22 protein-coding genes are annotated in these 23985 nt (G+C 71.2%); 9 read left to right on the top strand and 13 right to left on the bottom strand.

All coding sequences use genetic code 11. The annotated features are described in order from the left end of the window. Positions 1-49: 49 nt before the first annotated feature. Both DSY14_RS00440 and DSY14_RS00435 read left to right on the top strand, forming a co-directional pair. Positions 50-643 carry a Dps family protein gene (locus DSY14_RS00440; RefSeq protein WP_211714373.1) on the top strand — a complete coding sequence of 198 codons (594 nt, stop codon included), beginning with the start codon at positions 50-52 and terminating at the stop codon, positions 641-643. A gap of 225 nt (positions 644-868) precedes the next feature. Continuing rightward, on the top strand, positions 869-2029 hold the full coding sequence (locus DSY14_RS00435) for an iron-containing alcohol dehydrogenase (protein ID WP_211714372.1): 1161 nt from the start codon (positions 869-871) through the stop codon (positions 2027-2029). Between the two features lie 234 nt (positions 2030-2263). On the opposite strand, the gene DSY14_RS00430 is transcribed toward DSY14_RS00435, so the two are convergent. The 5 genes from DSY14_RS00430 to DSY14_RS00410 form a co-directional block, all read right to left on the bottom strand. Next, positions 2264-3136, bottom strand: coding sequence for an ABC transporter permease (locus DSY14_RS00430; protein ID WP_211714371.1), 873 nt, complete (start codon positions 3134-3136; stop codon positions 2264-2266). After that, positions 3129-3899, bottom strand: coding sequence for an ABC transporter ATP-binding protein (locus tag DSY14_RS00425; protein ID WP_211714370.1), 771 nt, complete (start codon positions 3897-3899; stop codon positions 3129-3131). The genes DSY14_RS00430 and DSY14_RS00425 overlap by 8 nt, the downstream gene beginning before the upstream one ends. Further along, on the bottom strand, positions 3896-4963 hold the full coding sequence (locus tag DSY14_RS00420; RefSeq protein ID WP_211714369.1) for an ABC transporter substrate-binding protein: 1068 nt from the start codon (positions 4961-4963) through the stop codon (positions 3896-3898). The genes DSY14_RS00425 and DSY14_RS00420 overlap by 4 nt, the downstream gene beginning before the upstream one ends. Positions 4964-5410: 447 nt before the next feature. Continuing rightward, a complete protein-coding gene (locus DSY14_RS00415) occupies positions 5411-6457 on the bottom strand; it encodes an ABC transporter substrate-binding protein (protein WP_211714368.1) in 1047 nt (348 codons plus the stop codon). 193 nt (positions 6458-6650) lie between these two features. Continuing rightward, positions 6651-7511, bottom strand: a complete 861-nt coding sequence (locus tag DSY14_RS00410; protein WP_211714367.1) for a MetQ/NlpA family ABC transporter substrate-binding protein — start codon at positions 7509-7511, stop codon at positions 6651-6653. Between the two features lie 240 nt (positions 7512-7751). On the opposite strand from DSY14_RS00410, the gene DSY14_RS00405 reads away from it, so the two are divergent. After that, the gene (locus DSY14_RS00405; protein ID WP_211714366.1) at positions 7752-8315 is read left to right on the top strand and encodes a winged helix-turn-helix domain-containing protein; all 564 of its coding nucleotides are present in this window, start codon (positions 7752-7754) and stop codon (positions 8313-8315) included. A 468-nt stretch (positions 8316-8783) separates the two neighbouring features. Here the strand turns inward: DSY14_RS00405 and DSY14_RS00400 are convergent, their stop codons facing one another. From DSY14_RS00400 to DSY14_RS00385, 4 genes are all read right to left on the bottom strand, one after another. Beyond that, positions 8784-9998, bottom strand: a complete 1215-nt coding sequence (locus DSY14_RS00400) for a YeiH family protein (protein WP_211714365.1) — start codon at positions 9996-9998, stop codon at positions 8784-8786. Beyond that, complete coding sequence (locus tag DSY14_RS00395) at positions 9995-10144, bottom strand: hypothetical protein (RefSeq protein WP_211714364.1); 150 nt, start codon at positions 10142-10144, stop codon at positions 9995-9997. Before DSY14_RS00395 ends, DSY14_RS00400 begins: the two co-directional genes overlap by 4 nt. Before the next feature lie 194 nt (positions 10145-10338). Then, positions 10339-10740 (bottom strand): rhodanese-like domain-containing protein, encoded by a 402-nt coding sequence (locus DSY14_RS00390; protein ID WP_211714363.1) that lies wholly within the window; start codon positions 10738-10740, stop codon positions 10339-10341. After that, a complete protein-coding gene (locus DSY14_RS00385) occupies positions 10737-11321 on the bottom strand; it encodes a cysteine dioxygenase family protein (RefSeq protein WP_211714362.1) in 585 nt (194 codons plus the stop codon). The genes DSY14_RS00390 and DSY14_RS00385 overlap by 4 nt, the downstream gene beginning before the upstream one ends. 825 nt (positions 11322-12146) lie before the next feature. On the opposite strand from DSY14_RS00385, the gene DSY14_RS00380 reads away from it, so the two are divergent. Genes DSY14_RS00380 through DSY14_RS00365 form a run of 4 tightly spaced genes read left to right on the top strand, consistent with a single transcriptional unit; the run spans position 12147 to position 15736 of the window. Beyond that, on the top strand, positions 12147-13415 hold the full coding sequence (locus DSY14_RS00380) for an SfnB family sulfur acquisition oxidoreductase (RefSeq protein ID WP_211714361.1): 1269 nt from the start codon (positions 12147-12149) through the stop codon (positions 13413-13415). Positions 13416-13435: 20 nt separating this feature from the next. After that, positions 13436-14623, top strand: a complete 1188-nt coding sequence (locus DSY14_RS00375; protein WP_211714360.1) for an LLM class flavin-dependent oxidoreductase — start codon at positions 13436-13438, stop codon at positions 14621-14623. 16 nt (positions 14624-14639) lie between these two features. Continuing rightward, the gene (locus DSY14_RS00370; protein ID WP_211714359.1) at positions 14640-15185 is read left to right on the top strand and encodes an NAD(P)H-dependent oxidoreductase; all 546 of its coding nucleotides are present in this window, start codon (positions 14640-14642) and stop codon (positions 15183-15185) included. Positions 15186-15214: 29 nt separating this feature from the next. Beyond that, the gene (locus DSY14_RS00365; RefSeq protein WP_249187094.1) at positions 15215-15736 is read left to right on the top strand and encodes a flavin reductase family protein; all 522 of its coding nucleotides are present in this window, start codon (positions 15215-15217) and stop codon (positions 15734-15736) included. Between the two features lie 180 nt (positions 15737-15916). On the opposite strand, the gene DSY14_RS00360 is transcribed toward DSY14_RS00365, so the two are convergent. Further along, positions 15917-16324: a hypothetical protein gene (locus tag DSY14_RS00360; RefSeq protein ID WP_211714358.1), complete on the bottom strand. Its 408-nt coding sequence runs from the start codon at positions 16322-16324 to the stop codon at positions 15917-15919. Positions 16325-16492: 168 nt separating this feature from the next. On the opposite strand from DSY14_RS00360, the gene xylB reads away from it, so the two are divergent. Together xylB and DSY14_RS00350 are read left to right on the top strand one after the other, a co-directional pair. Continuing rightward, complete coding sequence (xylB, locus tag DSY14_RS00355; RefSeq protein ID WP_211714357.1) at positions 16493-17884, top strand: xylulokinase; 1392 nt, start codon at positions 16493-16495, stop codon at positions 17882-17884. Between the two features lie 577 nt (positions 17885-18461). Beyond that, positions 18462-20945, top strand: a complete 2484-nt coding sequence (locus DSY14_RS00350; protein ID WP_211714356.1) for an ATP-dependent Clp protease ATP-binding subunit — start codon at positions 18462-18464, stop codon at positions 20943-20945. Between the two features lie 81 nt (positions 20946-21026). Here the strand turns inward: DSY14_RS00350 and DSY14_RS00345 are convergent, their stop codons facing one another. The 3 genes from DSY14_RS00345 to DSY14_RS00335 form a co-directional block, all read right to left on the bottom strand. Further along, positions 21027-22106: a glycoside hydrolase family 5 protein gene (locus DSY14_RS00345; RefSeq protein WP_211714355.1), complete on the bottom strand. Its 1080-nt coding sequence runs from the start codon at positions 22104-22106 to the stop codon at positions 21027-21029. 201 nt (positions 22107-22307) lie between these two features. Continuing rightward, positions 22308-22496 carry a hypothetical protein gene (locus DSY14_RS00340; protein ID WP_211714354.1) on the bottom strand — a complete coding sequence of 63 codons (189 nt, stop codon included), beginning with the start codon at positions 22494-22496 and terminating at the stop codon, positions 22308-22310. 104 nt (positions 22497-22600) lie between these two features. Then, the gene (locus DSY14_RS00335; RefSeq protein WP_211714353.1) at positions 22601-23851 is read right to left on the bottom strand and encodes an SDR family oxidoreductase; all 1251 of its coding nucleotides are present in this window, start codon (positions 23849-23851) and stop codon (positions 22601-22603) included. Positions 23852-23985 lie beyond the last annotated feature (134 nt).

The following is a 23985-nucleotide window of genomic DNA, read 5'->3' as shown; positions in this document are numbered from 1 at the left end:
GTACGTCGACACGCGCTCCGCCACCGACCTTGCGAGGGGGAATCCAGTCGTGACGTCCGCCGATCAGCGCACGAACGCACCCAGGCCGCGCAGCAGCCAGCCGTGGCTCCACCAAAGGGGTGAGGAGATCCAGCAGTTCGGGACCGTCCGTCAACTTCCGGTCGGTCTGTCGTACGACACCCGGATGTACTCGTGTCAGCGGCTCAACCAGGTGCTCTGCGACACCCGGATCCTGCACGACCTCTACAAGAAGCACCACTGGCTGATGCGCGGCCACACCTTCTACCAGCTGCACCTGCTCATGGACAAGCACGCCGACGAGCAACTGGCACTGATCGACACCCTGGCCGAGCGCATCCAGACCCTCGGCGGTGTGGCCGCCGGCGACCCGCGTCACGTCGCGGAGATCACCAACGTGCCCCGACCACCGAACGGGGTCGAGGAGGTTCCGGCGATGCTCTCCCGCCTGTTGGAGGCGCACGAGACCATCCTGGAGGACTGCCACGACGCGGCCGCCCGTGTGCAGGAGCAGGGCGACGACGGCAGCAACGACGTACTGGTGTCGGACGTGATCCGCACCAACGAGCTGGAGGCCTGGTTCGTGGCCGAGCACCTGGTGGACACCCCACTGGTGCACGGTTGACCGCACCGCTCCCCGCAGGGGGTCGGGCGCCGTGACGGGGCCCGGCCCCCTGCGTCGTGTTCGGGGCCGACGTCGCGCCCGCGGAGGTCCCGGTCCGGAAACGTTCGTGCGCGTACGGGAGTCGAACCGGACGACAGGGTAGGTACCGGGACGTTGACGCGTGTCCCCTCGGTCCACCCGGCGGGCCACGATGCCCGTACTCCCGTCCCCCCGGAGGTACCCGACGTGACCGCTTCCCTCGCCCTGCCCCGCATCCTGCGTGTGGGCGCGGGCGCCTCGGCCGAGCTGGCCGAGGTCCTGAACTCCCTCGATCTGTCCCGCCCCCTGCTGGTGACCGACCCGTTCGTCTCCTCACGCCCCTTCTTCCAGGAGATGGTGCGCCGTCTGGAGGAGGCCGGCCTCTCACCCGGGGTGTTCGCCGGGACCGTGCCCGATCCCACCACGGAGGTGGTCGAGGCGGGTGTGGAGGCGCTACGGGAGGGCGACTTCGACTCGGTGGTGGGGGTGGGCGGCGGCAGCCCCATCGACACGGCCAAGGCCGTCGCCCTGCTCGGTGCGCACGGCGGCCGGATACGCGACTACAAGGCGCCGGTGGTCACCGACACGCCGGCCCTGCCCGTGGTGGCGGTCCCGACCACCGCCGGCAGCGGGTCGGAGTCGACCCGGTACAGCATCATCACGGATGTGGAGACCGACGAGAAGATGCTGTGCGCGGGGCTGGCGATGCTGCCGCGGGCGGCGCTCGTGGACGTCGAGCTCACCCTGGACATGCCGGCCCGGCTCACCGCGGACAGTGGTGTGCACGCCCTGACCCACGCGATCGAGGCGTACGTGAGCGTGCGGGCCAACCCCATCTCGGACGGCCTGGCCCGGGAGGCGATGCGCGGCATCTTCGCCCACCTGCGCACGGCGTACGCCGATCCCGGCGACCGCGACGCCCGGGAGGCGGTGATGGTGGGCGCCACCCAGGCGGGGATGGCCTTCTCCAACTCCAGTGTCGCCCTCGTCCACGGGATGAGCCGGCCGATCGGCGCGCGATTCGAGGTGGCGCACGGTCTGTCCAACGCGATGCTGTTGCCGACCGTCACGGAGTTCTCGGTGGTCGCGGCTCCGGGGCGCTACGCGGACTGTGCCCGGGCGATGGGGATGGCCGCCCCGGGCAGCTCGGACGGCGAGGCGACCGGGGCGCTGGTGTGGGAGCTGCGACTGCTCAACGAGGACCTGGAGGTGCCCACGCCCCGCGCGCACGGAATCGACGCCGAGCGATGGTGGGAGTCGGCGCCCCTGATGGCGGCGCAGGCACTGGCGTCGGGGTCGCCCGCGCACAACCCGCGGGTGCCCGACCTCGACGAGATCGTGGAGCTCTACCACGCGGCCTACGGCTGAGTTCCGGGCGGGCACGTCCGAACACCTCTCCTGCCTCGGGGGGTTCTCCGAGGGATCGTCTCCATGCGGCGTGCTCCGGTGTCGCCGTCGCGCCCCCGTGCCCGGTGCCCGGTGGTCGGTGGCCGGTGTGGACGCGCGGGGGACGGTGACGTCCTCCCCCGCCGAGCACGGACCACCGGGACGACGGTGGGGGCCGTGCGCCGACGCGCACGACCCCCACCACGCCCGTTCCCGTTACTGGGTGATGCCCCACCGGCGACGCAGCGAACGATCCGCCCAGTTGAAGAACAGGTCGATCATGATGCCGATCGCCAGCACGATGATGATGTAGCTGAGCAGGCGTTCGGCGTCGTTGAGCTGACGTGCCTGACTCAGTGCCCATCCGATCGAGTTCTGCTGGTTGATGATGACCAGCAGCTCACCGGCCATCAGGGACCGCCAGGCGAACGCCCAGCCCTGCTTGAGGCCGGTGACGAACATCGGCAACGCCGCGGGGATGATGAGCAGGCGGTACCGCTGCACACCCTGGAGTCCCATCACCTTGCCCGCGCGCAGCAGCGACGGCGGCACGTAGTCGATACCCGAGGTCAGACCGCCCGCGATCGAGGGCGCGGCGCCCAGGATGATGACGAACATGATCGCGGACTCGCTGATGCCGTAGAGCAGCATCGCGAACGGGAACCACACGATGGACGGCATGGTCTGCAGGCCGGTGATGAGCGAGCCGATCGCCACCCGCAGGGGCTTGAACTGCGACACCGCCAGGCCGATGACCACACCCACCGCGAGGGCCAGGGCGAAGCCGATGAAGGCCCTCCGCATGGTGACCCGCACGGCCTCCCAGAACTCGGGGGTGGTGATCTCGTTGAAGAGCGTGGGCAGTACACGGTCCGGCCCGGGGAAGACCCACTCCGAGCGCCAACCGCTCCACACCACGGCCTGCCAGGCCAGCAGCACCAACACGACCGCGGCGAGCTTGGGCCAGGTGCCCGCCCACACCGCGCGGGCGATCTCGCCCGGACTCCGCTCGGCGGTGCCGCGCTTGGGCTGGAGTTCGAGGGCGTCCAGTCCTTGGACGGCGTTGTCGCCGGTCCGGGTCTCAGGCATGGCGCGAGACCTCCTCGCGAAGTCGGTCGGTGATGGTGGCGGCCTGTTCGGCGATCTGCGCGGAGTCGATGCGGCGGGGGCGTTCGCCCTCCACCTCGAACTCCGAGATCACCCGCCCGGGACGGCTGGACAGCAGGACGACCGCGTCACCCAGACGCACCGCCTCACGAACGTTGTGGGTGACGAACATGATGGTCAGGGACTTCTCCCGCCAGATCCGCTCCAGCTCGTCGTGGAGGATGTCCCGGGTCATCGCGTCCAGCGCGCCGAAGGGTTCGTCCATGAGCAGGACGTCGGCGTCCTGCGCCAGGGCACGCGCCAGGGCCACGCGCTGGCGCATCCCGCCGGAGAGCTCGTGCGGGCGCTTGCGCTCGAAGCCGGTGAGGCGCACCAGGTCCAGGAGCTCGGCCACACGCTTCCTGCGCTCGGCCTTGGGCACCCTGTTGACCTTCATGGGGATCTCGATGTTGGCGCCGACGGTGAGCCAGGGGAAGAGCGCCGCCTCCTGGAACATCATGGCCACGCGGTGGTCGCCCACGCTGACGGTGCCGGTGGTGGGCTGTTCCAGCCCCGCGACCAGGGACAGCAGGGTGCTCTTGCCGCAGCCGGAGGCGCCCAGGATGGCCAGGAACTCCCCCTCCCGGACGTGGACGGACATCCCGTCGATGGCGGTGACGGCGCCACGGCCGCGCCCGAACACCTTGGAGATGTCATCGATCTCCACGGCGTTGGTGCCGGTGAGAGGCTCGGTGGTGGTGGTCATGACTGCCCTTCCCCTTGCAGGCCCTCGACCGGCTCGTGCCCGGCCTCGGCCAGGACGTCGTTGAGCGGGTCGAGGGCGAAGATTCCGTTGAGGTCGACGGGTTCCAGCAGGTCGATCGCCTCGGCCTGCTCGGACTGGGTGACCAGTGAGTGCGCGGCCGGGTCGACGGTGAAGGTGACGTTCTCGAAGGCCACCGCGGTGAGCTCGGGGTCGAGTGCACCGCCGGTGAGCGCCTCCAGATGTGCGCGGGAGGTCTCGGCGGCCTCGTCGGGGTCGGCGTCGATCCGGTCGACGGATTCGACGTGGCCGCGCAGCAGGTCCCGTACGGTCTCGGGGTACTCCTCCAGGAAGTCGGCGTTGACGATGAGGAGCGTGGTGACGTAGTGGCCGTCGGTCTCCTCCCACAGGTCCGGCTCGTCGATGAGCAGGTGCGCGTCGTCCTGGTCGAGGATCCGGCTCAGGTGCGGCTCGGGCAGCCAGGCGCCGTCGATCTCGCCGAGCGCGAAGGCGTCGACGGTGTCCGGGTTGTCCTGCGGAATGATCGACAGGTCGCCGCCGCCGGCGGTGTCGACCTCCCACCCCTGTTCCTGGGCGAACCAGCGCAGTGCCACGTCCTGGGTGCCCCCGAGCATCGGGGTGGAGAAGGTGTGTCCGGGCAGGTCCTCCACGGTCTCGATGTGGTCGCGGACCACGAGGCCGGTGCCCTGGGTGGCGGCGCCGGCGATGACGTGCAGCGCCTCCCCCTCGGACTGGGACCAGCCGTTGACGGCCGGGTTGGGCCCGAGGAAGGCCGCGTCGACCTCGCCCGAGAAGAGCGCATTGACCGCGTCGGGTCCGTTGTGGAAGGTCTGGGTGTCGAAGGCGACGTCACCGAGCGCCTCCTCGTAGATCCCGTTCTCGACGCCGATCAGGGCGGGAGCGTGGGTGATGTTCGGGAAGTAGCCGAGGGTGAGGCCGTCGGCGCCGGAGGCCGGGCCGTTCCCCTCGCCCGCACACGCGGTCGCGACCAGGCCCACGGCCAGGGCGGCCGCGGAGGATCTCAGCGGGATCGGGGGAACACGCATGTCAGGGGTCCTTCGGTGTCTGAGGTGGGACGGGTGAAACTCTACTTAAGAAGTAGGTTTTGTGGAAGCGCGACCCTCCGCTCGTCCGACCGGGCGACCAGGCGGAACGGGGAGGGCGACCACGCGGGGTGAGTCTCATTCGGTGGGACGCCGCAGCTCATCCGCGCCCGACCGGCGCGGGCGACCGGGGGCGTCGATCACCCTGCGCGTCCCCGGCGATCGGGGCACGACCCGCGAACACTCACAGAATGTGGCCCGGATCACCATGCGTGAGGGGCGGTGGGTGGCGTACCCACCGCCCCTACCGGAGCTCACACGCCGGAGCGGACGTGCTCGCTCTCGGGTGTCGGAGCCCCGACCGCCGACTCCGGGAAGGCCCCGACGCGGATGCTCAAGGCAGCGCACGGGCCGGGGCCGGGCGAGGGACCCGGCCCCGCGAGACCGGACTCAGAAGCCCTCGACCTCGTCGCGACCCTCCTCCGCGAGGAGACCGTTGAGCAGATCCAGTTCGTAGATCCCCTCCAGGTCCACCGGGTCGAGCAGACCGACCGCCTCCGCGTGTTCCGCGCCGCCCCGCAGGGAGGGCGCGACCGGGTCGACGGTGAACGTGACGTTGTCGAGGGCCGACGCGATCACCTCGGGGTTGAGGTCGCCACCGGTCAGGGACTCCAGGTGGGCGATGGCGGCCTCCTGGGCCTCATCGGAGTGGTCGTTGATCCAGTCGACCGTCTCGATGTGGCCGCGCAGAAGATCCTCGACGACATCGGGTTCGGCCTCCAGGAAGTCGGCGTTGACGATCAGGTGGGTGGTCACGAACTCGCCGTCGGTCTCGGGCCACAGGTCCTTCTCGTCGACGAGCAGTTCGGCGTCGTGGTCCAGGACCAGCCGACTCAGGTGGGGTTCGGGCACCCAGGCCCCGTCGATCTCGCCGAGCGCGAAGGTGTCGATGATCTCGGCGTTGTCCTGGGGCAGGATCGACAGCTCGCCACCGCCCTCGGTGTCGACCTCCCATCCCTGCTCCTCGACGAACCAGCGCAGCGCCACGTCCTGCGTGTTGCCCAGCTGGGGCGTGGAGAGGGTGTGGCCGGGCAGGTCCTCGACGCTGTCGATGCCCTCGCGCACGACCAGACCGGCGCCCTGCGAGGTGGAACCCGCGATGATGTGCAGCGCCGTGCCACCCGACTGGGACCAGCCGTTGATGGCCGGGTTGGGCCCGATGAAGGTCGCGTCCACCTCACCGGAGAAGAGCGCGTTGATCGCGTCCGGACCGGCGTTGAACGTCTGGGTGGAGAGTTCGACGTCACCGAGGGCCTCGGCGAAGATGCCGTTCTCCACCCCGACCAGGGCGGGCACGTGGGTGATGTTGGGGAAGTAGCCGAGGTTGAGGGTGTCGGCGTCGCCCTCGCCTCCGCCGGATCCCCCACAGGCGGTCGCGACCAACCCGATCGCCAGTGCCGCGGCGGCGGTCGACAGCGCGGACGTACGCATGCTCATTGGGGGTCCTCTTCGGTCGGTGGGACGAACAGGAAAACTCTACTTAATAAGTAGGTTTTGTGGAAGACTTGGCGAACGTCCCCGTTGTGACCTGGGACACTCCCACGACCGGACTCCGGACACACGAAAGGGCGGCGGGGTCGAAGAACCCCACCGCCCTGAACGACGCGGCGGCGCACCGCCGCGATCGTCCCTACTCGACCGGCTGGCCGTCGGCGTCGACCGCCAGCACGACGCCCTGCCAGGTCTCCTGGATGTACTCCAGGACCTGCTCGTCGTGGAGCAGTTCGGCCAGCAGCTGCACGCGCTCGTCGTCGACGTTCTCCTCCAGCGCCACCAGACCGTTGGCGTACTTCTGGACGTAGTCGTCGCCCTCGGGCTCCCAGGCCAGGAGGTTGGACTCCTCGGTCAGGTCGGCCTCGATGGCGTAGTTGCCGTTGACGACGGCGGCGTCGACGTCGGAGACCGAACGCGGAAGCTGGGCGGCCTCCAGCGGCAGGACCGTCAGGTCGTTCGGGTTGTCGGTGATGTCGTTCTCGGTCGCGGTCTCGCCCGCCTCCGGGTCGACGGTGATCAGACCCTCGGCCTCGAGGATGCCCAGGGCGCGGTTGAGGTTGGCCGGGTCGTTGGGAACCGCGATCTCGGCGCCGTCGGGCAGGTCGTCCAGGCCGTCGACCGTCTCGGAGTACAGCCCCAGTCGCTCGATGTGGACGTCCGTGACATAGTTCAGGTCCGCGTCGGGACCGTTCTCGACCCACTCGTTGAGGAACGAGCGGTGCTGGAAGTAGTTGGCGTCCAGGTCGCCCTCGACCAGCTGCGCGTTGGGCGTGTTGTAGTCGGCGATCTCCACGATGTCGAGCTCCAGCCCGGCCTCCTCGGCGAGGTTCTCCTCGATGAAGGCGAGGATGTCGCCGTGCGGCACGGGGCTGACGCCGACGCGGAGCGGCCCCTGGCCGTCCTCGGAGGCCTCGGAGTTCTGCTCACTGGGGGCACCGCAGGCGGCGACGGCGAGAATCAGGGCGGCGGCGCCGATGAGCGTCGAGGTCGTGCGCATGAGGCACTCCTTCGGGATCGTGGGTCGGAGGATCGCGCCGGGGAGCCCGAGGTGGGGCCCACCCGACAGCGGTGCGGCCGGACGCCCTGGTGGGGCGCCGACGAGCTGATCAGAGACTAGTCCACCTTATTGGTAGGAATAATCCGTTTTGCCTTGCGTGAAACGTGGCCTTGGCCACAGCGGACCGAATTACCTATTACTCCGGTAGATATTAAAGGAAATACGGCGCATCATGGAGTCATGCTCAGTGCACACACCGCAACCCCCGGAACCGACGGTCGCGCCACCCGCACGCGGCCCTCCCTGGCCGCCCTCCCCACCCCTGAGGACCGCCCTGCGAACACCGGTCCGCCCGAGGGCGACCACTCGCTCCTCGGTGTTCTGCCACTGCCCGAGAGCGGTCGCTACATGCTGGTCTACGGGGTCGTCGTGGACGAACCGCACGCCAGGTCCCGCCCCGTACCGGAGGTGACCGGCGGGAACCTGCTGCTGGACCGGGACGCCCGTCGGGTCTGGGCCGAGGGCCGCGAGGTCGAACTCACCTATCAGGAGTACGAGCTCCTGGACTGCCTGACCGCCTCCCCCGGTCGCGCGGTCACCCGGTCCGAGCTGCTCGAACGGGTCTGGGGTGTGAGTCGGGAACTGCATTCGCGCACCATCGACGTGCACATCCATCGACTGCGCCGCAAGCTCGGGCCCGCCGGGGAGCACATCGCCACGGTGCGCAAGGTGGGCTACATCTACCACGGCCCTCGCTCCTCGCCCCCGGAGCATCCGATGTCGGTCCCGGAGCGGGGGGACTGACCGGTCGGGCCGCCGCGAGCGCCCGCGGCGGCCCGTCCTCGCGTGAGGCACCCGATCAGGGCGCCCAAGGGCCGACCCCACGGGTCGGCCCCTCGCCGTGTGCCCTCGTGGCGCGCCGGAGCACCGCCGGCGTGACGCGGAGCGGCACCGCGGGACGCACCGTCCCGCTACGGCACGGGTCGACGGGTGTGGGCCGGGCCCGGTCCTCCCCGGGTCGGGGCGCCCGAAGCCGGCCCGCCCCTGACGCGACGCGGGCCGCCGGCGGGCGTGGCCGGCCGACCCGACCGAGAGCACGGGACCGGAGGCGAGCTCCCACGCGGCGGCCCCGGAGGCGCAGCTCCGCCACCGTGGGCCGTCAGACCGAGAAGGGACACCCGCGGGGTCGGCCTCGCCACGCCGCCGGGCGCGGCGTACCCGTTCGGCACACCGCGCCCGCTCCCCCGCGCAGGGGGCCTTGGACCGTCGGACCTAGAAGACGAAGTCGCGGAAGAGCACCACCGCCAGCAGCAGACCGACCACCAGGTTGAACACGGTGGCGGCGGCGAACACGCCGATCGGGCGCCATCCGGCCTCACGCAACGAGCTCAGCTTGAACTCCAGGCCGATGCTCGTGAAGGCGGCGATGAGGAACCAGTCCCGCAGTGCCTTGGCGGTGTCCAGGCCCGCCTGACCTTCGTCGCCCGTGCCGTTGGCCCACAGGGTCGCCACGACCGAGGCGACGAGGAAGCCCAGCACGAACTTGGGGAAACGGTCCCACAGGGTGCGCAGACCCGGCCGGTCGGCGCCGCCCTCGCCGCCCGCGGGGGCGACCTTGAAGGCGAAGTAGGCGGTGAGCGCCACCGCCACCACGCCCATGAGGACGTTCTGGGTGGACTTGACGATGGAGGCGATCTGCAGGGCCTCCTCGCCCACGATCGCACCCGAGGCCGCGACCGCGGCGGTGGTGTCGATGTTGCCGCCGATCCAGGCACCCGCCTGGGCGTTGTTCAGCCCGAACACCTCGACCAACCAGGGCAGCAGGAAGATCGAGGGCACGGCGAACAGGATGACCAGGCTGGCGGTGTAGGCCAGCTGTTCCTTCTTGGCCTGGACCGCCCCGGCTGCGGCGATCGCGGCGCTCACACCGCAGATCGACACCGAGGAGGCCAGCAGGGCGCGTAGCCGGTCGTCCAGACCGAGCCTGCCCCCGAGCCACCACGCGAACAGGAACACCGAGGTCACCAGGAACAGGGCCTGGAGGACCGCGGGTCCGGCGGCGTGGATGATGACGTCGAACAGGACGGTCGAGCCCAGCAGGACCAGGCCGGTCTTGATGAAGAACTCGGTCTTGAAGGCCGAGGCCAGCCGATCGCGCAGACCGACCAGGCTCAGAACGAGGTTGCCCAGCAGTCCCAGGAGGATCGCGTAGACGGGGTACTCGACCGCCTCGGCGAACCCGGCCAGGCCGGTGCCCTCGGCGATGTCGGGCACCCAGGATTCGAGGAAACGGGTGGTGGCGGCGAGGCCGAGGACGATGACCAGGCCCAGTACGGTCCAGCCCGGCAGGGCGGACCCGGAGCCCTCGGTCCCGGACGCGGCGCCCGCGCCACCCGCAGTGGCGGCGGGGGCTTCGGGGGTCCCGGTTTCGGTGGGCTCGGTGGACTCGACGGCGGGGTCGCGGTCGCCGGGGGTCGCGGCGCTCATGGGATCAGCCCCGCGGGGATGACGCCGACCAGGGCCAGGCCGAGCAGGACGAGTCCGGTGAGGGTGGCGGCCCAGTCCTCGCTGAGCCGGAACCCGGTCCGCGCAGGAGCCTCGTCGGGTGTGGGGGTGGAGGGTGTCTCGCTCATGTCCTTCTCGGTTTCCGGGCGCTCGGGCGCCCTCGGGGGATACGGCCGAACGTGGCACGATCGGCTAATTTCTAGTAAACCTACTGATTTAGTATAGATAAAGAACGCGCGTGGCGCCGGCCCTTGTCGCGTGGTGCATCACACCACCGCGGGGACCGGGCACGAACGCGAACGCGGCCCGGTGACGGCCGGCGTCAGCCGCGCGGCTCGGTCACCGGAAGACCGGCGGCCCGCCAGGCACGGAAGCCCCCGACCAGGTCGGTGGCGTGCGGCAGACCCAATTCCTGGAGCTGGACCGCGGCCAGGCTGGAGGCGTAGCCCTCGTTACAGAACAGCACGACGCGCCGCTCGGCGGAGTCGGCTTCGGGCACACGGTCGGGGCTACTGGGATCCAGCCGCCATTCCAGGACGTTGCGGTCGATCACGAGGGCCCCGGGGATCTCGCCCTCACCGTCGCGATTGACGGCCGGACGGGTGTCGACCAACAGGGCGCCCTCGCTCTGGGCCCGCCGGGCCTGGAGCGGGTCGAGGCGCTCCAGGTGCACGCGCTTGGCGTCGAGGAGTCGTTGGACGGCGCTGGTCGGACGCTCGCTCATCGCCGACCCTCTCCCGTGACGGCCTCCTCGGTGGAGGGGACGGAGTCCAGGGTGGGAACGTCCGGCTCGGGGTCGGTGGTGAGGATGCTGCCGGTGCGGCGCAGCGCGTCCTGGTCGGTGACCTCGTAGTAGTGCATGGCGGTCAGCGGCGGCGAGTAGGCGTGGACGCTCACGGCCGGACGGTCCGAGGTGTTGATGACGTCGTGCACGTGGCCGAGGGGGAAGCGGCCACCCTCGCGCGCGGGGAGGGTGCGCTCACGCAGCCCGGCCTCCCAGTACCACTCGACCAGTTCACCGGTGACCACGGTGAGGGCGCCCAGGGAGCCCGCGTGATCGTGGAGCCGCGTGGACTGGTCGGGCGTCCAGGAGATGAGCCAGACGTCGGTGTAGTCGTCGGCGTGCAGCCGGACCGACCACCGGTCCTCGGCGTCGAAGTGGAACTCGTGCAGCCCCTGGCGGACCTCCTCGGCGACCGTTGCGGTCAGCTCGGACAGGCGGTCCAGGGTGAGCGGGGTCGGCGCGACGGTGCCGGCCGGGGCGCTCAGGCTCTGGGCGTGTGCGGCGATGTCGTTGACGGTCATGGTCCTTCTTGCCTTCTCGATCGTGTCAGTGGCGGCCCGGAGACGGGGTCACTGACAGTGCTCGTCGAAGGTGAGCGCCCGCCGCCAGGGGCGATGGTGTTCGGATGCGCTGACTGCCATGACACCAGTAAACCATATTCCCTACAGGTTTAGTCGGTAGTGGCCTCCATCGCGTGTCACATACTGCACGCCCACCCCACAAAGCACCACCCCCCATCGACCATCACCACACTCATCGACACCACGCGTCACACCATTCGCATTCCCTACTTTCTTGGTTGACAAAATCGGGTTACAGGGATCATGGTGGTGGCCACGCCGGTCGGGATCGCGGAGCCGGGCGGCGTGGAGCGGCCCCACCCACGGACCGTCCGGGCCACCCCGTCGGACGGAACAGCAGAGCGAGGCCGTTCTTGTTCCGGGCCGAGGTGGCCGCCATGCGCGGAGCGGCCGATGAGCCTCGGCCCGGACATCTCACCGCGACCCACTCGCGAAAGGCCGACCTCGATGACCGCACGCCACCCGTCCGGTCCGACGAGCCCCGCACACGACACCCTCCCTCCCCCGCGGCGCGCACGACGGCCACGGCGCCACGCGCGCACGCGAGCGCCCTCGGATCCGGTGGCGTACGAGCGCCGCGAGGTGGGCAGATACGCGTTGCCGGGTGCGGCCCCCGAACCCTCCCGGTCCACCTGACCGCGCCACGCCGACGGTCGGGTGACGACGACCGTCCGTGGCCGACCCGTGCTTGTATTTCAGGTAATTCCAGTAGGTATTCCGGATTACCGGTGCGGGTCGGCCGCGCCCCAGCCCAGGAGGTTCCCCTTGTCCGAGACGATCACCGGTCCCGCCCACGAGGCCACCGCGGACGACGACACCCCCGCTCGTGTCCTCACCGGCGGCGCCGAGGCGATCCGGGTCGCGCGGGAGCTCCTGCCCACGATCGCGGAGGGCGCGGCCGCGCGCGACCGTGAACGCTGTCTGCCCCACGCACAGATCCGCTCGCTCTCCCGAGCCGGCCTGCTCGGCATCACCGTCCCGCGCGACCTGGGCGGGGCCGGGGTGCCCGCGAGCACCGTCACCGAGGTGCTCCGCCTGCTCGGCACCGCCGACCTCAGCCTGGCCCAGGTGCTGCAACCGCACTTCGCGTTCCTCAACGCCCTGCGGTTGCGCGGCGGGGCCCCGGCCCGGGAACAGGTCTTCGGCGACGTGCTCACCGGCTCCCTGGTGAGCAACGCCCAGGCCGAACGGTCGGGCCGGACGGCGCACACCCACGCCACCCGGATCGACCGCGACGGTGGCCGGTACACCGTGAACGGCACCAAGTACTACGCCACCGGTTCGCTGTTCGCCGACTGGCTCGCGGTGGTCGCCCCCGCGGACACCGCGGAGGGACCGCGGCCGCACATCGCGTTCGTGCCGGCCGACCACCCGGGCGTCCGCGTCGAGGACGACTGGGTCGGTATGGGCCAGCGCACCACGGCGAGCGGGACGGTTCACCTGGCCGGGGTGGACGTGCCCGCGCACCTGGTCCTGCCCCAGTACCTGACCTTCACCGAACCCACGACCTACGGGGCCCTGGCGCAGCTGCTGCACACCGCCATCGACGTCGGCGCGGCACGCGGGGCCCTGGAGGAGGCCGCGGAGTTCGTGCGCACCAAGAGCCGCCCCTGGTTCGAGAGCGGTGTGGACACCGCCGCCGAGGATCCGCTGCTGGTGCAGCGGTTCGGTGAACTGGAGGTCCGGGTGCGCTCGGCCGAGGCCCTGTTGAACACCGCCGCCGGCCGTGTGGACGCGGCCGACGCGGTCCTCACCGGCGAGGGTGCGGAGTCCGCGGAGGCGGTCGACGCCACCGCCGAGGCCTCGATCGCGGTGGCCGCCGCGAAGGTCGTCGGCGGGCGCGTCGCGGTCGAGGTCTCCTCCGACCTGTTCGAGGTGGCGGGCACACGCGCCACCGCGGACCCCGCCAACCTGCACCGGTACTGGCGGGACACCCGCACCCACACCGTCCACGACCCGGTGCGCTGGAAGGTCCAGCACATCGGCGACTTCTCCCTCAACCGTCGCCGTCCCCCGCGGCACGGTCAGATCTGACCCGAAGGACGGGAACACCCATGCCCTTGACCTTCCACTGGTTCCTCCCCACCCAGGGGGACGGCAGAGGCGTCGTCGGCGGCGGACACGGCGCGGACGTCGTGTCCTTCGCCGCCTGGCGGACCCGCGAACCGTCGGTGGAGTATCTCTCCCAGATCGCCCTGGCCGCCGAGCGCCTCGGGTTCGAGGGAGCGCTCACCCCCACCGGCGCGTGGTGCGAGGACGCCTGGCTGACCACCGCGATGCTGGTCGGCGCGACCCGACGACTGAAGTTCCTGGTGGCCTTCCGCCCGGGGCTGCTCAGTCCCACCCTGGCCGCGCAGATGGCGAGCACCTACCAGCGGCTGAGCGAGGGGCGGTTGCTGCTCAACGTGGTGACCGGCGGCGAGTCCGCCGAACAACGCCAACACGGCGACTTCCTGGACAAGGACGCGCGGTACCGTCGCACCGACGAGTTCCTGCGCGTGGTCGACGGGCTGTGGCGGGGCGAGACCGTCGACTTCGCCGGTGAGCACGTGAGGGTGGAGGGGGCAGCCCTGCAACGGACGCCGGTGCCGCGTCCACCGGTGTACTTCGGTGGATCCTCCCCCGCCGCGCTGGAGGTCGCCGCCTCCCGCGTCGACACCTATCTGACCTGGGGGGAACCCCCGGCCGCGGTGGCCGACAAGATCGCGCGCGTGCGCTCCTTGGCGGCCGAGCGCGGTCGGTCCCTGGAATACGGGATCCGGTTGCACGTGATCAGCCGTGACACCGAGGAGGAGGCCTGGGCCCAGGCCCGGCGCCTGATCGAGGACCTCTCCCCCGAGACCATCGCCGAAGTGCAGAGGAGCCTGCGGCGCAGCGAGTCCGAGGGCCAGCGCCGCATGCTGGACCTGCACGGCGGCAGCACCGCCGACCTGGAGATCCACCCGAACCTGTGGGCGGGCGTGGGGCTGGCCCGGGGCGGTGCGGGCACCGCCCTGGTCGGCAGCCATGAGCAGGTCGCGCGTCTGATCGAGGAGTTCCACGAGGCCGGCGTCACCGAGTTCGTGCTGTCGGGCTACCCGCACCTGGAGGAGGCGTACTGGTTCGGCGAGGGCGTCCTGCCTCTCCTGGCCGAACGAGGGCTGTGGAGCCACCCGGACGGCCCGGTGACCTCCTCGGTCACCAGTGTCCCGTTCACCTCACCCGCCCCGGCGGCCACCGACACCGCCGTCGCACCGTCCTGATCCGAAGGTCCCCACCATGACCACCACCGCCCTGGTCGGCAACCCCCGGCCGCGCTCACGCACCGCCACCGCCGCGACGGCCGTGGCCCGACACGCCACCGTCGCCGCCGGACTGTCCGACGAACCCGACCTGCTGGACCTGGCGGAACTGCGGCCGCTGTTGCTCACACCCGGCCCGCCGCCGGACGTGCGGTCGGCACTGGAGCGGGTCCGCGCGAGCGACCTGTTGGTCGTCGCCAGTCCCACCTACAAGGCCACCTACACCGGACTGCTGAAGGTCTTCCTGGACCTCCTGCCCACCGGTGGTCTGGACGGGGTGACCGCGGTGCCGGTCCTGGTGATGGGCTCGCCCGCGCACACCCTCGCGGTGGACGTGCACCTGAGACCGCTGTTGCTGGAACTGGGCGCCACGGTGCCCACCTCCGGGTTGGCCCTGTTGCAGGAGGCCATCCCCTCCGGCGGTACGCCGCCGACGGCCCTGGACGAGGTCCTGGGCCCGTGGGCGGAACGGTCGGCCGCGTCCCTGCGAGCGACCGCGCACCACCGCACCACACCCGTCTGACCGCTTTCCGACCCATCAGGGAGAGTCCGTTGAGCGTCACGGAGACCGCCGACCGTACCCGGGCCCCGGCCGAGTCCGACCGGTTCCGCGCGACGATGCGCCATCATCCGGCGGGCGTCGTCGTGATCACCGCCCATGTCGAGGGACGCCCGGTGGGGCTGACCGCCACGTCGTTCACCAGCGTGAGCCTGAACCCGCCACTGGTGTCGTTCTACGTCGCCGATTCCTCGTCCACCTGGCCGACCCTGCGTCGGGCCGGCGAGTTCGGGGTGCAGTTGCTGAGTGAGGGCCAGGCGGAACTGGCGTCCCGGTTCGCGCGCACCGGCGTGGACCGATTCGCCCCGCCGACCTCGTGGCGGTTCGGACCGGCCGAGGTGCCGCTGCTGGACGGCGCCTCCGCGCACCTGGTGTGCGAGCGGTTCGACACCCGGCTCATCGGTGACCACTGGCTGGTCGTCGGTCAGGTGACGCACACGGTGGTCCTGGAGGACCCTCGGCCGCCACTGGTGTACCACCGGGGCACCTTCTCCTCGGTGGCCCCACTGGTCTGATCGAACCCACGGACTTCCCTTCGCCCGGGAAGAAGGGCGCCCGCGAGTGATCGGGGGCGCCCTCGTCCTGTCCGCCACAGACCTCGGGAACCGTACCGTTCGGTCCGTCGCGGTTCCACGCGCACCGAAGAACGCGACGGTGGCCAGGGCCGGTGCCCTGGGAGGGCGACGGAGAGCCGATCAGCCGACGAACAGGCCGCGCAGTCGGTCGCCGCAGCGGGCCAAGGCGGCGCGGAGACGGGCCGTGCGGGACGGTGGTCGCAGCGCGGGGGTGAGCGCGACCGGAGCGGGACCGGACGGCCGCGCGGTGACGAGCAGGCCCGAGGGGTGGTCCCACCGGACGGGGCGGCCCACCGGGGTGTCCAAGGGGATCCGGTGCAGGACCGACCGGTCTGCGGCGCGGACCAGCACGAGCGCGCGTTCCTCGTGCAGCACGAGGATCTCGTGCGGATCGACGCCCGGTGCGAGTTCGACCTCGAACACGAGGTCGGCGCCGCGTCGACCACTGTCGACCCGGATGACCGGATTCGCGGTGAGCCGGGCCCATAGGGTCTCCTGGGCCTCCGCGAAGACGTCCGTGACGTGCATCGGACCACTCCTCCTGGCTTGAGTTGTGTCGGCTCAATTTTATTGATCCGACTATGCGTGGGCAAGGGCGGAGGGCAGACGCACCCCGGGCTGTGAGAGGGGTCACCAGGGTGGGAGAATGAGCCCGGCCAGGCTCGGCCAGGACCCCACCACCCACACGGAGCGAACATGGCACTCGTCGCCGGAATCGACAGCTCGACACAGTCCTGCAAGGTCGTGGTCTGCGACAGCGCGACCGGGAAGGTGGTGCGCGAGGGACGCGCACCGCACCCCGACGGCACCGAGACCCACCCCCGCCACTGGTGGAGCGCCCTCACCACCGCCTCCTCCGGGCTGCTCGACGACGTCTCGGCGGTGTCCGTGGCCGGTCAGCAGCACGGCATGGTCGTGGTCGACGAGGCCGGGGAGGTCGTACGCCCCTCACTGCTCTGGAACGACGGCCGCTCCGCCGAGGCCGCGCACGACCTCGTCGATGAACTGGGCGGCCCGAAGGCCTGGGCGGACGCCGTCGGCAACGTGCCGGTGGCCAGCTTCACCATCACCAAACTGCGCTGGTTCGCCGAGCACGAACCTGACCTCGCCGCACGCGCGCACGGAGTCATGCTCCCCCACGACTGGCTCACCTGGCGCCTCTCCGGGGCCCGCCAGGCACCCACCACCGACCGCGGCGACGCCTCCGGCACCGGCTACTGGTCGCCGTCGGAGAACGGCTACCGCACCGACCTGCTGGTGCGCGGGTTCGGCCGTGAGCTGGAGGTGCCCCGTGTGGCGGCGCCCACCGAGGGCGTGGGCCACACCCCCGAAGGCGCCCTCATCGCCCCCGGCACCGGCGACAACATGGGCGCCGCCCTCGGCCTGGGGGTGCGCCCCGGTGACGTGGTGGTGTCCCTGGGCACCAGCGGCACCGTGTTCGCCGCCCACGACCGGCCCAGTCACGACCCCACCGGAACGGTCTGCGGGTTCGCCGACGCCACCGGCGGCCACCTGCCCCTGGTCTGCACCCTCAACGCCGCACGCGTCCTGAGCTCGGCCGCCGCCATGCTGGGGACCGACCTGGCCGGGCTCGACCACCTCGCCCTGGGGGCGCGCCCGGGGGCCGAGGGGGTCGTGCTCCTGCCCTACCTGGACGGTGAACGCACCCCCGAGCTCCCCGAGGCCACCGGGTCGCTGCACGGACTGCGCCGCGACAACATGACCCCCGCCAACATCGCCCGCGCGGCCGTGGAAGGGATGCTGTGCGGGCTCGCCGACGGCCTGGCCGCTCTCGCCGATCAGGGTGTGCCGACCGAGCGGGTCCTGCTGGTGGGGGGCGGCGCGCGTTCGGCCGCGGTCCGCGCCATCGCCCCTCTCGTTCTGGGAGCCCCCGTACTGGTGCCGCCGGCCGCCGAATACGTCGCCCTGGGCGCGGCCCGCCAGGCCGCCTGGGCCCTGTCCGGCGAGGAGCGTCCGCCCACATGGACCCTGGGCGCCCCCGAGGAGGAGCCCGTCCACGGCGTTGAGATCGGCACGGACCTGCGCGAGCGCTACGCGCACTTCCGCCACGCCGTGCACGGGGTGTAGAAGCGCTTCCGCCACGCAGGAGCGGGAGGGAACGGCCGTCCCCGTCACCACGACGGAACGGCCGTTCCCTCCCTGCGCGTGTGGGTCCGAACGGGATCGTGGTCGTGGTCGGTGCGCCGCGCCATCGGCGCGGACCCGCCCAGGGTCGGTCGGCGCCGACCACGAGCGAGGGAGCGGCCGGGAACAGAGGGCCGGAGTCCGCGCGTCCCCTTAGCTCTTCGCCCCGCCTCCCCCCCCGCGCGGGGGTGACTCCCACCGGCGTCCCGGACGCGGTCCACCATCAGGGCGGGCCTGCGCACCGTGGACCCCACGGCAGTGCGACCCGAACCGCCACCCGGACGGACGACACCGGAACGGGCGAGAGTGCGCCGGGGGCGGCTCGGCTCGGAGCGAAAAGGGCGGGGATGGGCCGCACCACGGCTCCCGACACGTGTGGACCCCGGGGGTCCTGGGGAGTGTGGGAACAGAGATCGCGGACGGCCCCATCCGGCTGGTCGTTACCGACCGAATTGCACTCAACCACATAGGGTGATCACGCCATGACTCCGGCCGGTCACCACACGGGGGACGAGACGAGATGACACACGACAATCCCGAAGGTCCGGGCGGCGAACCCGGCTCCTTCGACGAGTTCCTGGCCAGGTTCCTCGGCGCCCGCGGGCCCGTCCGACGCGTCGACCTGTCGAAGTTGATGAGCCCCGACGCCCAACAGGTCGCCGACGCCGCGGCCCGACGCGCCCTGGAGAACGGGGGCTCCGACGTCGACTCCGTCCACCTGCTCTGGGGCCTGTTGCGCTACGCGCCCACGCGCAAGCTCGTGGAGCGCACCGACGCGGACGCGCGACCGTTGGAGGACGTGATCGAGCAGGCGGTCGCGCAGGCCCCCCGCGCGGTACGCGGTTCGGCACGACTGACCCCCTCGGCCAAGCGCGCCCTCCTCGACGCCCTACAGATCTCCCGGGCCACCCGAAGCCCCGCGATCCTTCCCGAGCACATCCTGTTCGCGTTGGCGCTCAACCTCGACCACCCGGTCGGACAGCTGCTGCGCGACCAGGGGGTCACCCCGGAGTCGCTGCAAAAGGCCGCCGGGCCCGCGCCCTCCGGTGAACAGGCGGAGGCCGAACCGTCGCCGACGCCGACCCTGGACGAGTTCGGCACCGACATGACCGCGCTCGCCCGCGAGGGTCGTCTGGACCCGGTGGTGGGCCGCGACGACGAGGTCGAACAGTGCATCGAGGTGCTGGCCAGGCGACGCAAGAACAACCCCGTGCTCATCGGTGACCCCGGTGTGGGCAAGACCGCGATCGTCGAGGGCATCGCCCAGCGGATCTTCGACGACGACGTGCCCGACGCCCTGCGCGGACGGCGTCTGGTCCAGCTGGACCTGTCCGGGATCGTGGCGGGCACGCGTTACCGGGGCGACTTCGAGGAGCGGCTCAACGGCATCGTCGACGAGATCCGCGCCCACTCCGAGGAGCTGCTCATCTTCATCGACGAGATCCACACGATCGTCGGTGCGGGCGCCTCGGAGGGGTCGACCAGCGCCGGGAACATGCTCAAGCCCGCGTTGGCCCGCGGTGAACTGCACATCATCGGTGCCACGACGGTGGACGAGTACCGCAGGAACATCGAGAAGGACGCCGCGCTGGAGCGTCGGTTCCAGCCCATCCAGGTGCCCGAACCGTCGGTGGAGGACACCGTCGACATCCTGCGCGGGTTGAGCGACCGCTACGAGGCCCACCACCAGGTCCGGTTCGACGACGAGAGCCTGGTGGCCGCGGCCGAGCTGTCCGACCGTTACGTCACCGACCGGTTCCTGCCCGACAAGGCGATCGACCTCGTCGACCAGGCCGGTGCCCGGGTCCGTCTGCGGCTCAAGACCTCCAGTTCGGCGCTGCGCGAGATGGAGAAACGGCTCAAGGAGCTGGAGGAGCAGAAGGAACGCGCGGTCCAGGAGGAGGACTACGAGAAGGCCTCCCGGCTGCGCGACGAGATCAACGCCGCCAAGAGCGGCGTGCACCAGGCACGCGGGACCGGCTCGGCCGTTCCCGAGGTGGGTCCGGCCGACATCGCCGAGGTGGTCTCGCGCAGCACCGGCATCCCGGTGGCCCAGCTGACCCAGGAGGAACGGGACCGTCTGGTCAACCTGGAAGAGGTGCTGCACGACCGGGTGATCGGCCAGAACGAGGCGGTCGTCGCGGTGTCGGAGGCCATCCGCCGCAACCGCGCGGGCCTGGGCGACCCGGACCGCCCGGTGGGCGGCTTCCTGTTCCTGGGCCCGACCGGCGTGGGCAAGACGGAGCTGGCCAGGGCGCTGGCGGAGGCACTGTTCGGTTCCGACGACTCCATGGTCCGGCTCGACATGAGCGAGTTCCAGGAGCGGCACACCGCCGCCCGGCTCACCGGTGCCCCTCCCGGGTTCGTGGGGTACGAGGAGGCCGGTCAGCTCACCGAGGCGGTGCGACGCCACCCCTACTCGGTGCTGCTGCTCGACGAGGTGGAGAAGGCCCACCCGGACGTGTTCAACCTGCTGTTGCAGGTGTTGGACGACGGTCGTCTGACCGACGGTCAGGGCCGGACCGTGGACTTTCGCAACACCGTGATCATCATGACGAGCAACCTGGGGTCGGAGGTGATCACCGGCGGCGGCCCGATGGGGTTCACCACGGACGGGCAGATGGATCCCGACACCGAACGCCGGGTCATGCGCCGGCTCCGTGAGGAGTTCCGACCCGAGTTCCTCAACCGTATCGACGAGGTCATCGTCTTCCAGCAATTGGGCGAGGAGGAGATCGCTCGGATCACCCGCCTGATGCTGGCCCGGACCGAGGAGCGCCTGCGGGCGCAGGACATCACGATCCGCTTCACCGACGAGGCGGTGCGGTGGCTGGCCCGACGCGGATACCAGCCCGAGTTCGGAGCGCGGCCCCTGGCCCGGACCATCCAGCGCAACGTGGGCAACCGGCTGTCCAGGATGGTGCTGGACCGGCAGATCGCCGCGGGCGACCGGACCGTGGTGGACGTGGACGCCGCCGACGAGCTCACCATCGCCACCGAGTAGGACGCATCGCACGCCGACCGGTGCCGGCGGCACGGACGGGCCCGGGGAGGACGCCTCCCCGGGGCCCGTCGTCACGTCGGGTCAGCCGGACAGGCCGCTGGTACGGATCTGGTCGCGGATCCACTCCCCCGCGGGCTTGAGCCCGTCGGTACCGGTCCAGGGGCCGCCCGCGTCGCAGGTGCCGGGCTCGAAGACCGCGCCGGAGCGGAAGTCGTCGGAGAAGTTCCAGTTCACCCAGCTGATCTGCTCCTGGGCCATGAGGTCGAGGTAGCGCTGGGCGGACGCGAAGTCGTCGGGGCCGTCACCGGTGTGCTCCTGGGTACCGAACTCGGTGACGAACAGGGGCAGCTCCTGGACGGCCTGCTCGAAGACGTCGTAGTGCACGCCCCCGTGGGAGGCGGCGTAGAAGTGGTAGACGTACATGATGTTGTCGGCGTCCACCGGGTCGGCGAGGATCTCGGTGTGGTCCGCGCTCTCCGACACGCCCAACGAGGACCAGGCGCGGGTGCCGACCAGCACGAGCGCCTCGGGGTCGGCCTCCCGGATCACCGGGATGACCTCCTCCGAGTAGCTCTTGATCGCGTCCCAGGAGACCCCGTTGGGTTCGTTGGCGATCTCGTAGAGCAGGTTGTCCTTGTCGGCGTGGACCGAGGCGATCTCGGAGAAGAAGTCGAGCGCGAGGTCGGTGTTGTGGTTCGGGTCGCCGGGGGTGAGCATGTGCCAGTCCACGATGACGTACAGGCCCCGCTCGGTGCCCTCCTCGATGAGTTCGTGCACCCGGTCGGTGAATCCACGCGGGTCGGTCTCGTAGCCGCCCTCCTGGATGTACATGGACACGCGCAGGACGTCGGCGTTCCAGTCGTCGGCCAGGGCGTCCAGGGAACCGTCGGTGAGGCAGTGGTCGTACCACTGCAACCCGTGCGAGCTCATCCCGGTGAGCTGGACCTGTTCGCCGTTCTCGTCGCAGAGCTTGATGCCGCAGACGGCCAGTCGTCCGTGCTGGTCGATGGCGGTGGAGGCGGTGTCGGTGGTGGCGGAGACGGGTGCGGCCGTCTCGGGTGAGCCGGTGCCGAACAGGGCGGCACCGAGGAGGAGCGCTCCCACGGTGGCCAGGGAGAGGGTCCGGTAGGGGTGACCGGGGGTGGTGCGGTAACGCGCCAAGGTGTCCTCCGACGGGGAGCGGATCGGTCACGGCAGGGGTCGCCGCGGATCCGGAAGGATTGTTTCCCGATGAAGCTAGGCAGTGGTCGCGCACACGTCAAGGGGGGTGACCGAGAGTAGCCACCAGGACCCGAACAGCCCCGTGGGGCGCACCGGTTCCGGTGCGCCCCACGACGGGTCCTTGATCAGCGGTTCCCTCTCTCAGGCGGGTTCCGGTGCGGGTTCGGGGCCCGGCGGGTCCGGGATGGGACCGGGCGGCCCCGGTTCGGGCAGCGGATCCGGGCTCGGCTCCGGGGGAACCGGTTCGGGCGGCATGGGCGCCGGCGGGAACGGGTCCGGTGGCATCGGATCGGGCTGACGCAGGGACTGCTGCTTCGTGTGAACGGACATCCGACTCTCTCCTCTCCTGCGACCGCCTTCTGTGGGGGTCGTGGTGGGTGTTGCCCGGGCGACATGAGATCCATGTGAGGAACGGCCGCGTGGTCGCTCCCCGCCTACCGCTCCGGGGGCGGCCCACCCTCGTCCTCGGGGACCCGCGCACCCGACAGGTCGGGGTCCCGAGCGGCGTCGACGGCCTCGCCGGAGCCGGTGGACCGGCCCCCACCGTGGGTCCGCTCCCCTTCCGAGGCCGGGCGCTGGTTCATCCGGCGTCCGGCGCGTTCGTTGAGCACGGTGACGGTGTCGACCAGGCGTCCGACGCGGGAGTCGGCCGCCTCCGCCCCGGAGCGCTCCTCCGCGGGATCGAGGGCCGTGGGCAGCGCGCGGCCCGCCAGACGCATGATCCGCTGGGTGAGGCCCGGGGCCACACCGTGCATCGCCATGCCCAGCCGGGCCACCGGGGAGACGACCAGGAAGCCGCGGCCGGTCGCGGCGGCGTGCACGATGCTCCGTGCGGCGTGCTCGGCGCTCACACTGAGCAGGGGAAGCCCGGCGGCCAGGGCGAACCAGGCGTACTCCCGTTCGGGGTCTCCCGAGAAGACCACGCCCTTGTGCGAACCGGTGCGCATGAGCCCGGGCGCCACCGTGGTGACCCGCACCCCGGTGCCCCCGGTCTCGGCGGCCAGGCCCTCGGACAGGGCCGCCCAGGCGTGCTTGGCCACCGAGTACGGCAGCATGTGAGGCACCGACAGGTAGGCCCCGATCGAGGTGACGTTGACCAGGGTGCCGCCGCCCGCCGCCCGCATGCGTTCCACAGCGGCGCGGGACAGGTGGAAGGGCCCCCAGAACATGATGTCCATGGCCTGGGCGAAGTCCGCGTCGGAGTGGGTCTCCTGCGGGCCCACCCGCATGGTCCCGGCGCTGTTGACGACCACGTCCAGGCGGCCGAACCGCGTGACGGCGGCGTCCAGCAGCGCCTCGATCTCCTCGGGGTCGGTGACGTCGCAGACCACCCCGTGGGCCTCGACGCCGCGTCCGGTGAGTTCGGCGACCGCCCGGTCCAGGTCCTCGCGGCCTCGGGCGCAGATGACCACCGAGGCCCCGGAGGCGCCGAACTCCCGGGCCAGTTGGAGACCGAGTCCGCGCGAGCCACCGGTGACGAGCGCGACCTTGCCGCTCATGCGGCGTGCCCGGCGGTGCTCGGACAGGGCCGAGGCCCCCACGCCGAGCGCGGCGGCGGCCGCGCCCAAGGCGAGGAATTCGGCGTTGCGCCGGGTGGTCGAGGGAGGTGGAGCGGACCCGCGGCGGTGCCGTTTCCAGGCCCAGTGTGCTCCGGCCAGGGCCAGAGACGTCTTCAGGCCGCGCATCGGTGCCCCCGTTCGTCGCGTGTGCGGTGGTGGGCCTGCGGCATGTGCTCCCCTGTTCCATGGGTTCGTGATGGTTGAGGCATGTGGGGGTACGGTTACCCGGCCTACGTCGACCGAAAACGATGGCCGGCAAG

Source organism: Nocardiopsis sp. MG754419 (assembly GCF_018207095.1).
GTDB lineage: Bacteria > Actinomycetota > Actinomycetes > Streptosporangiales > Streptosporangiaceae > Nocardiopsis.
This window is presented reverse-complemented; position numbering and strand designations above follow the sequence as displayed.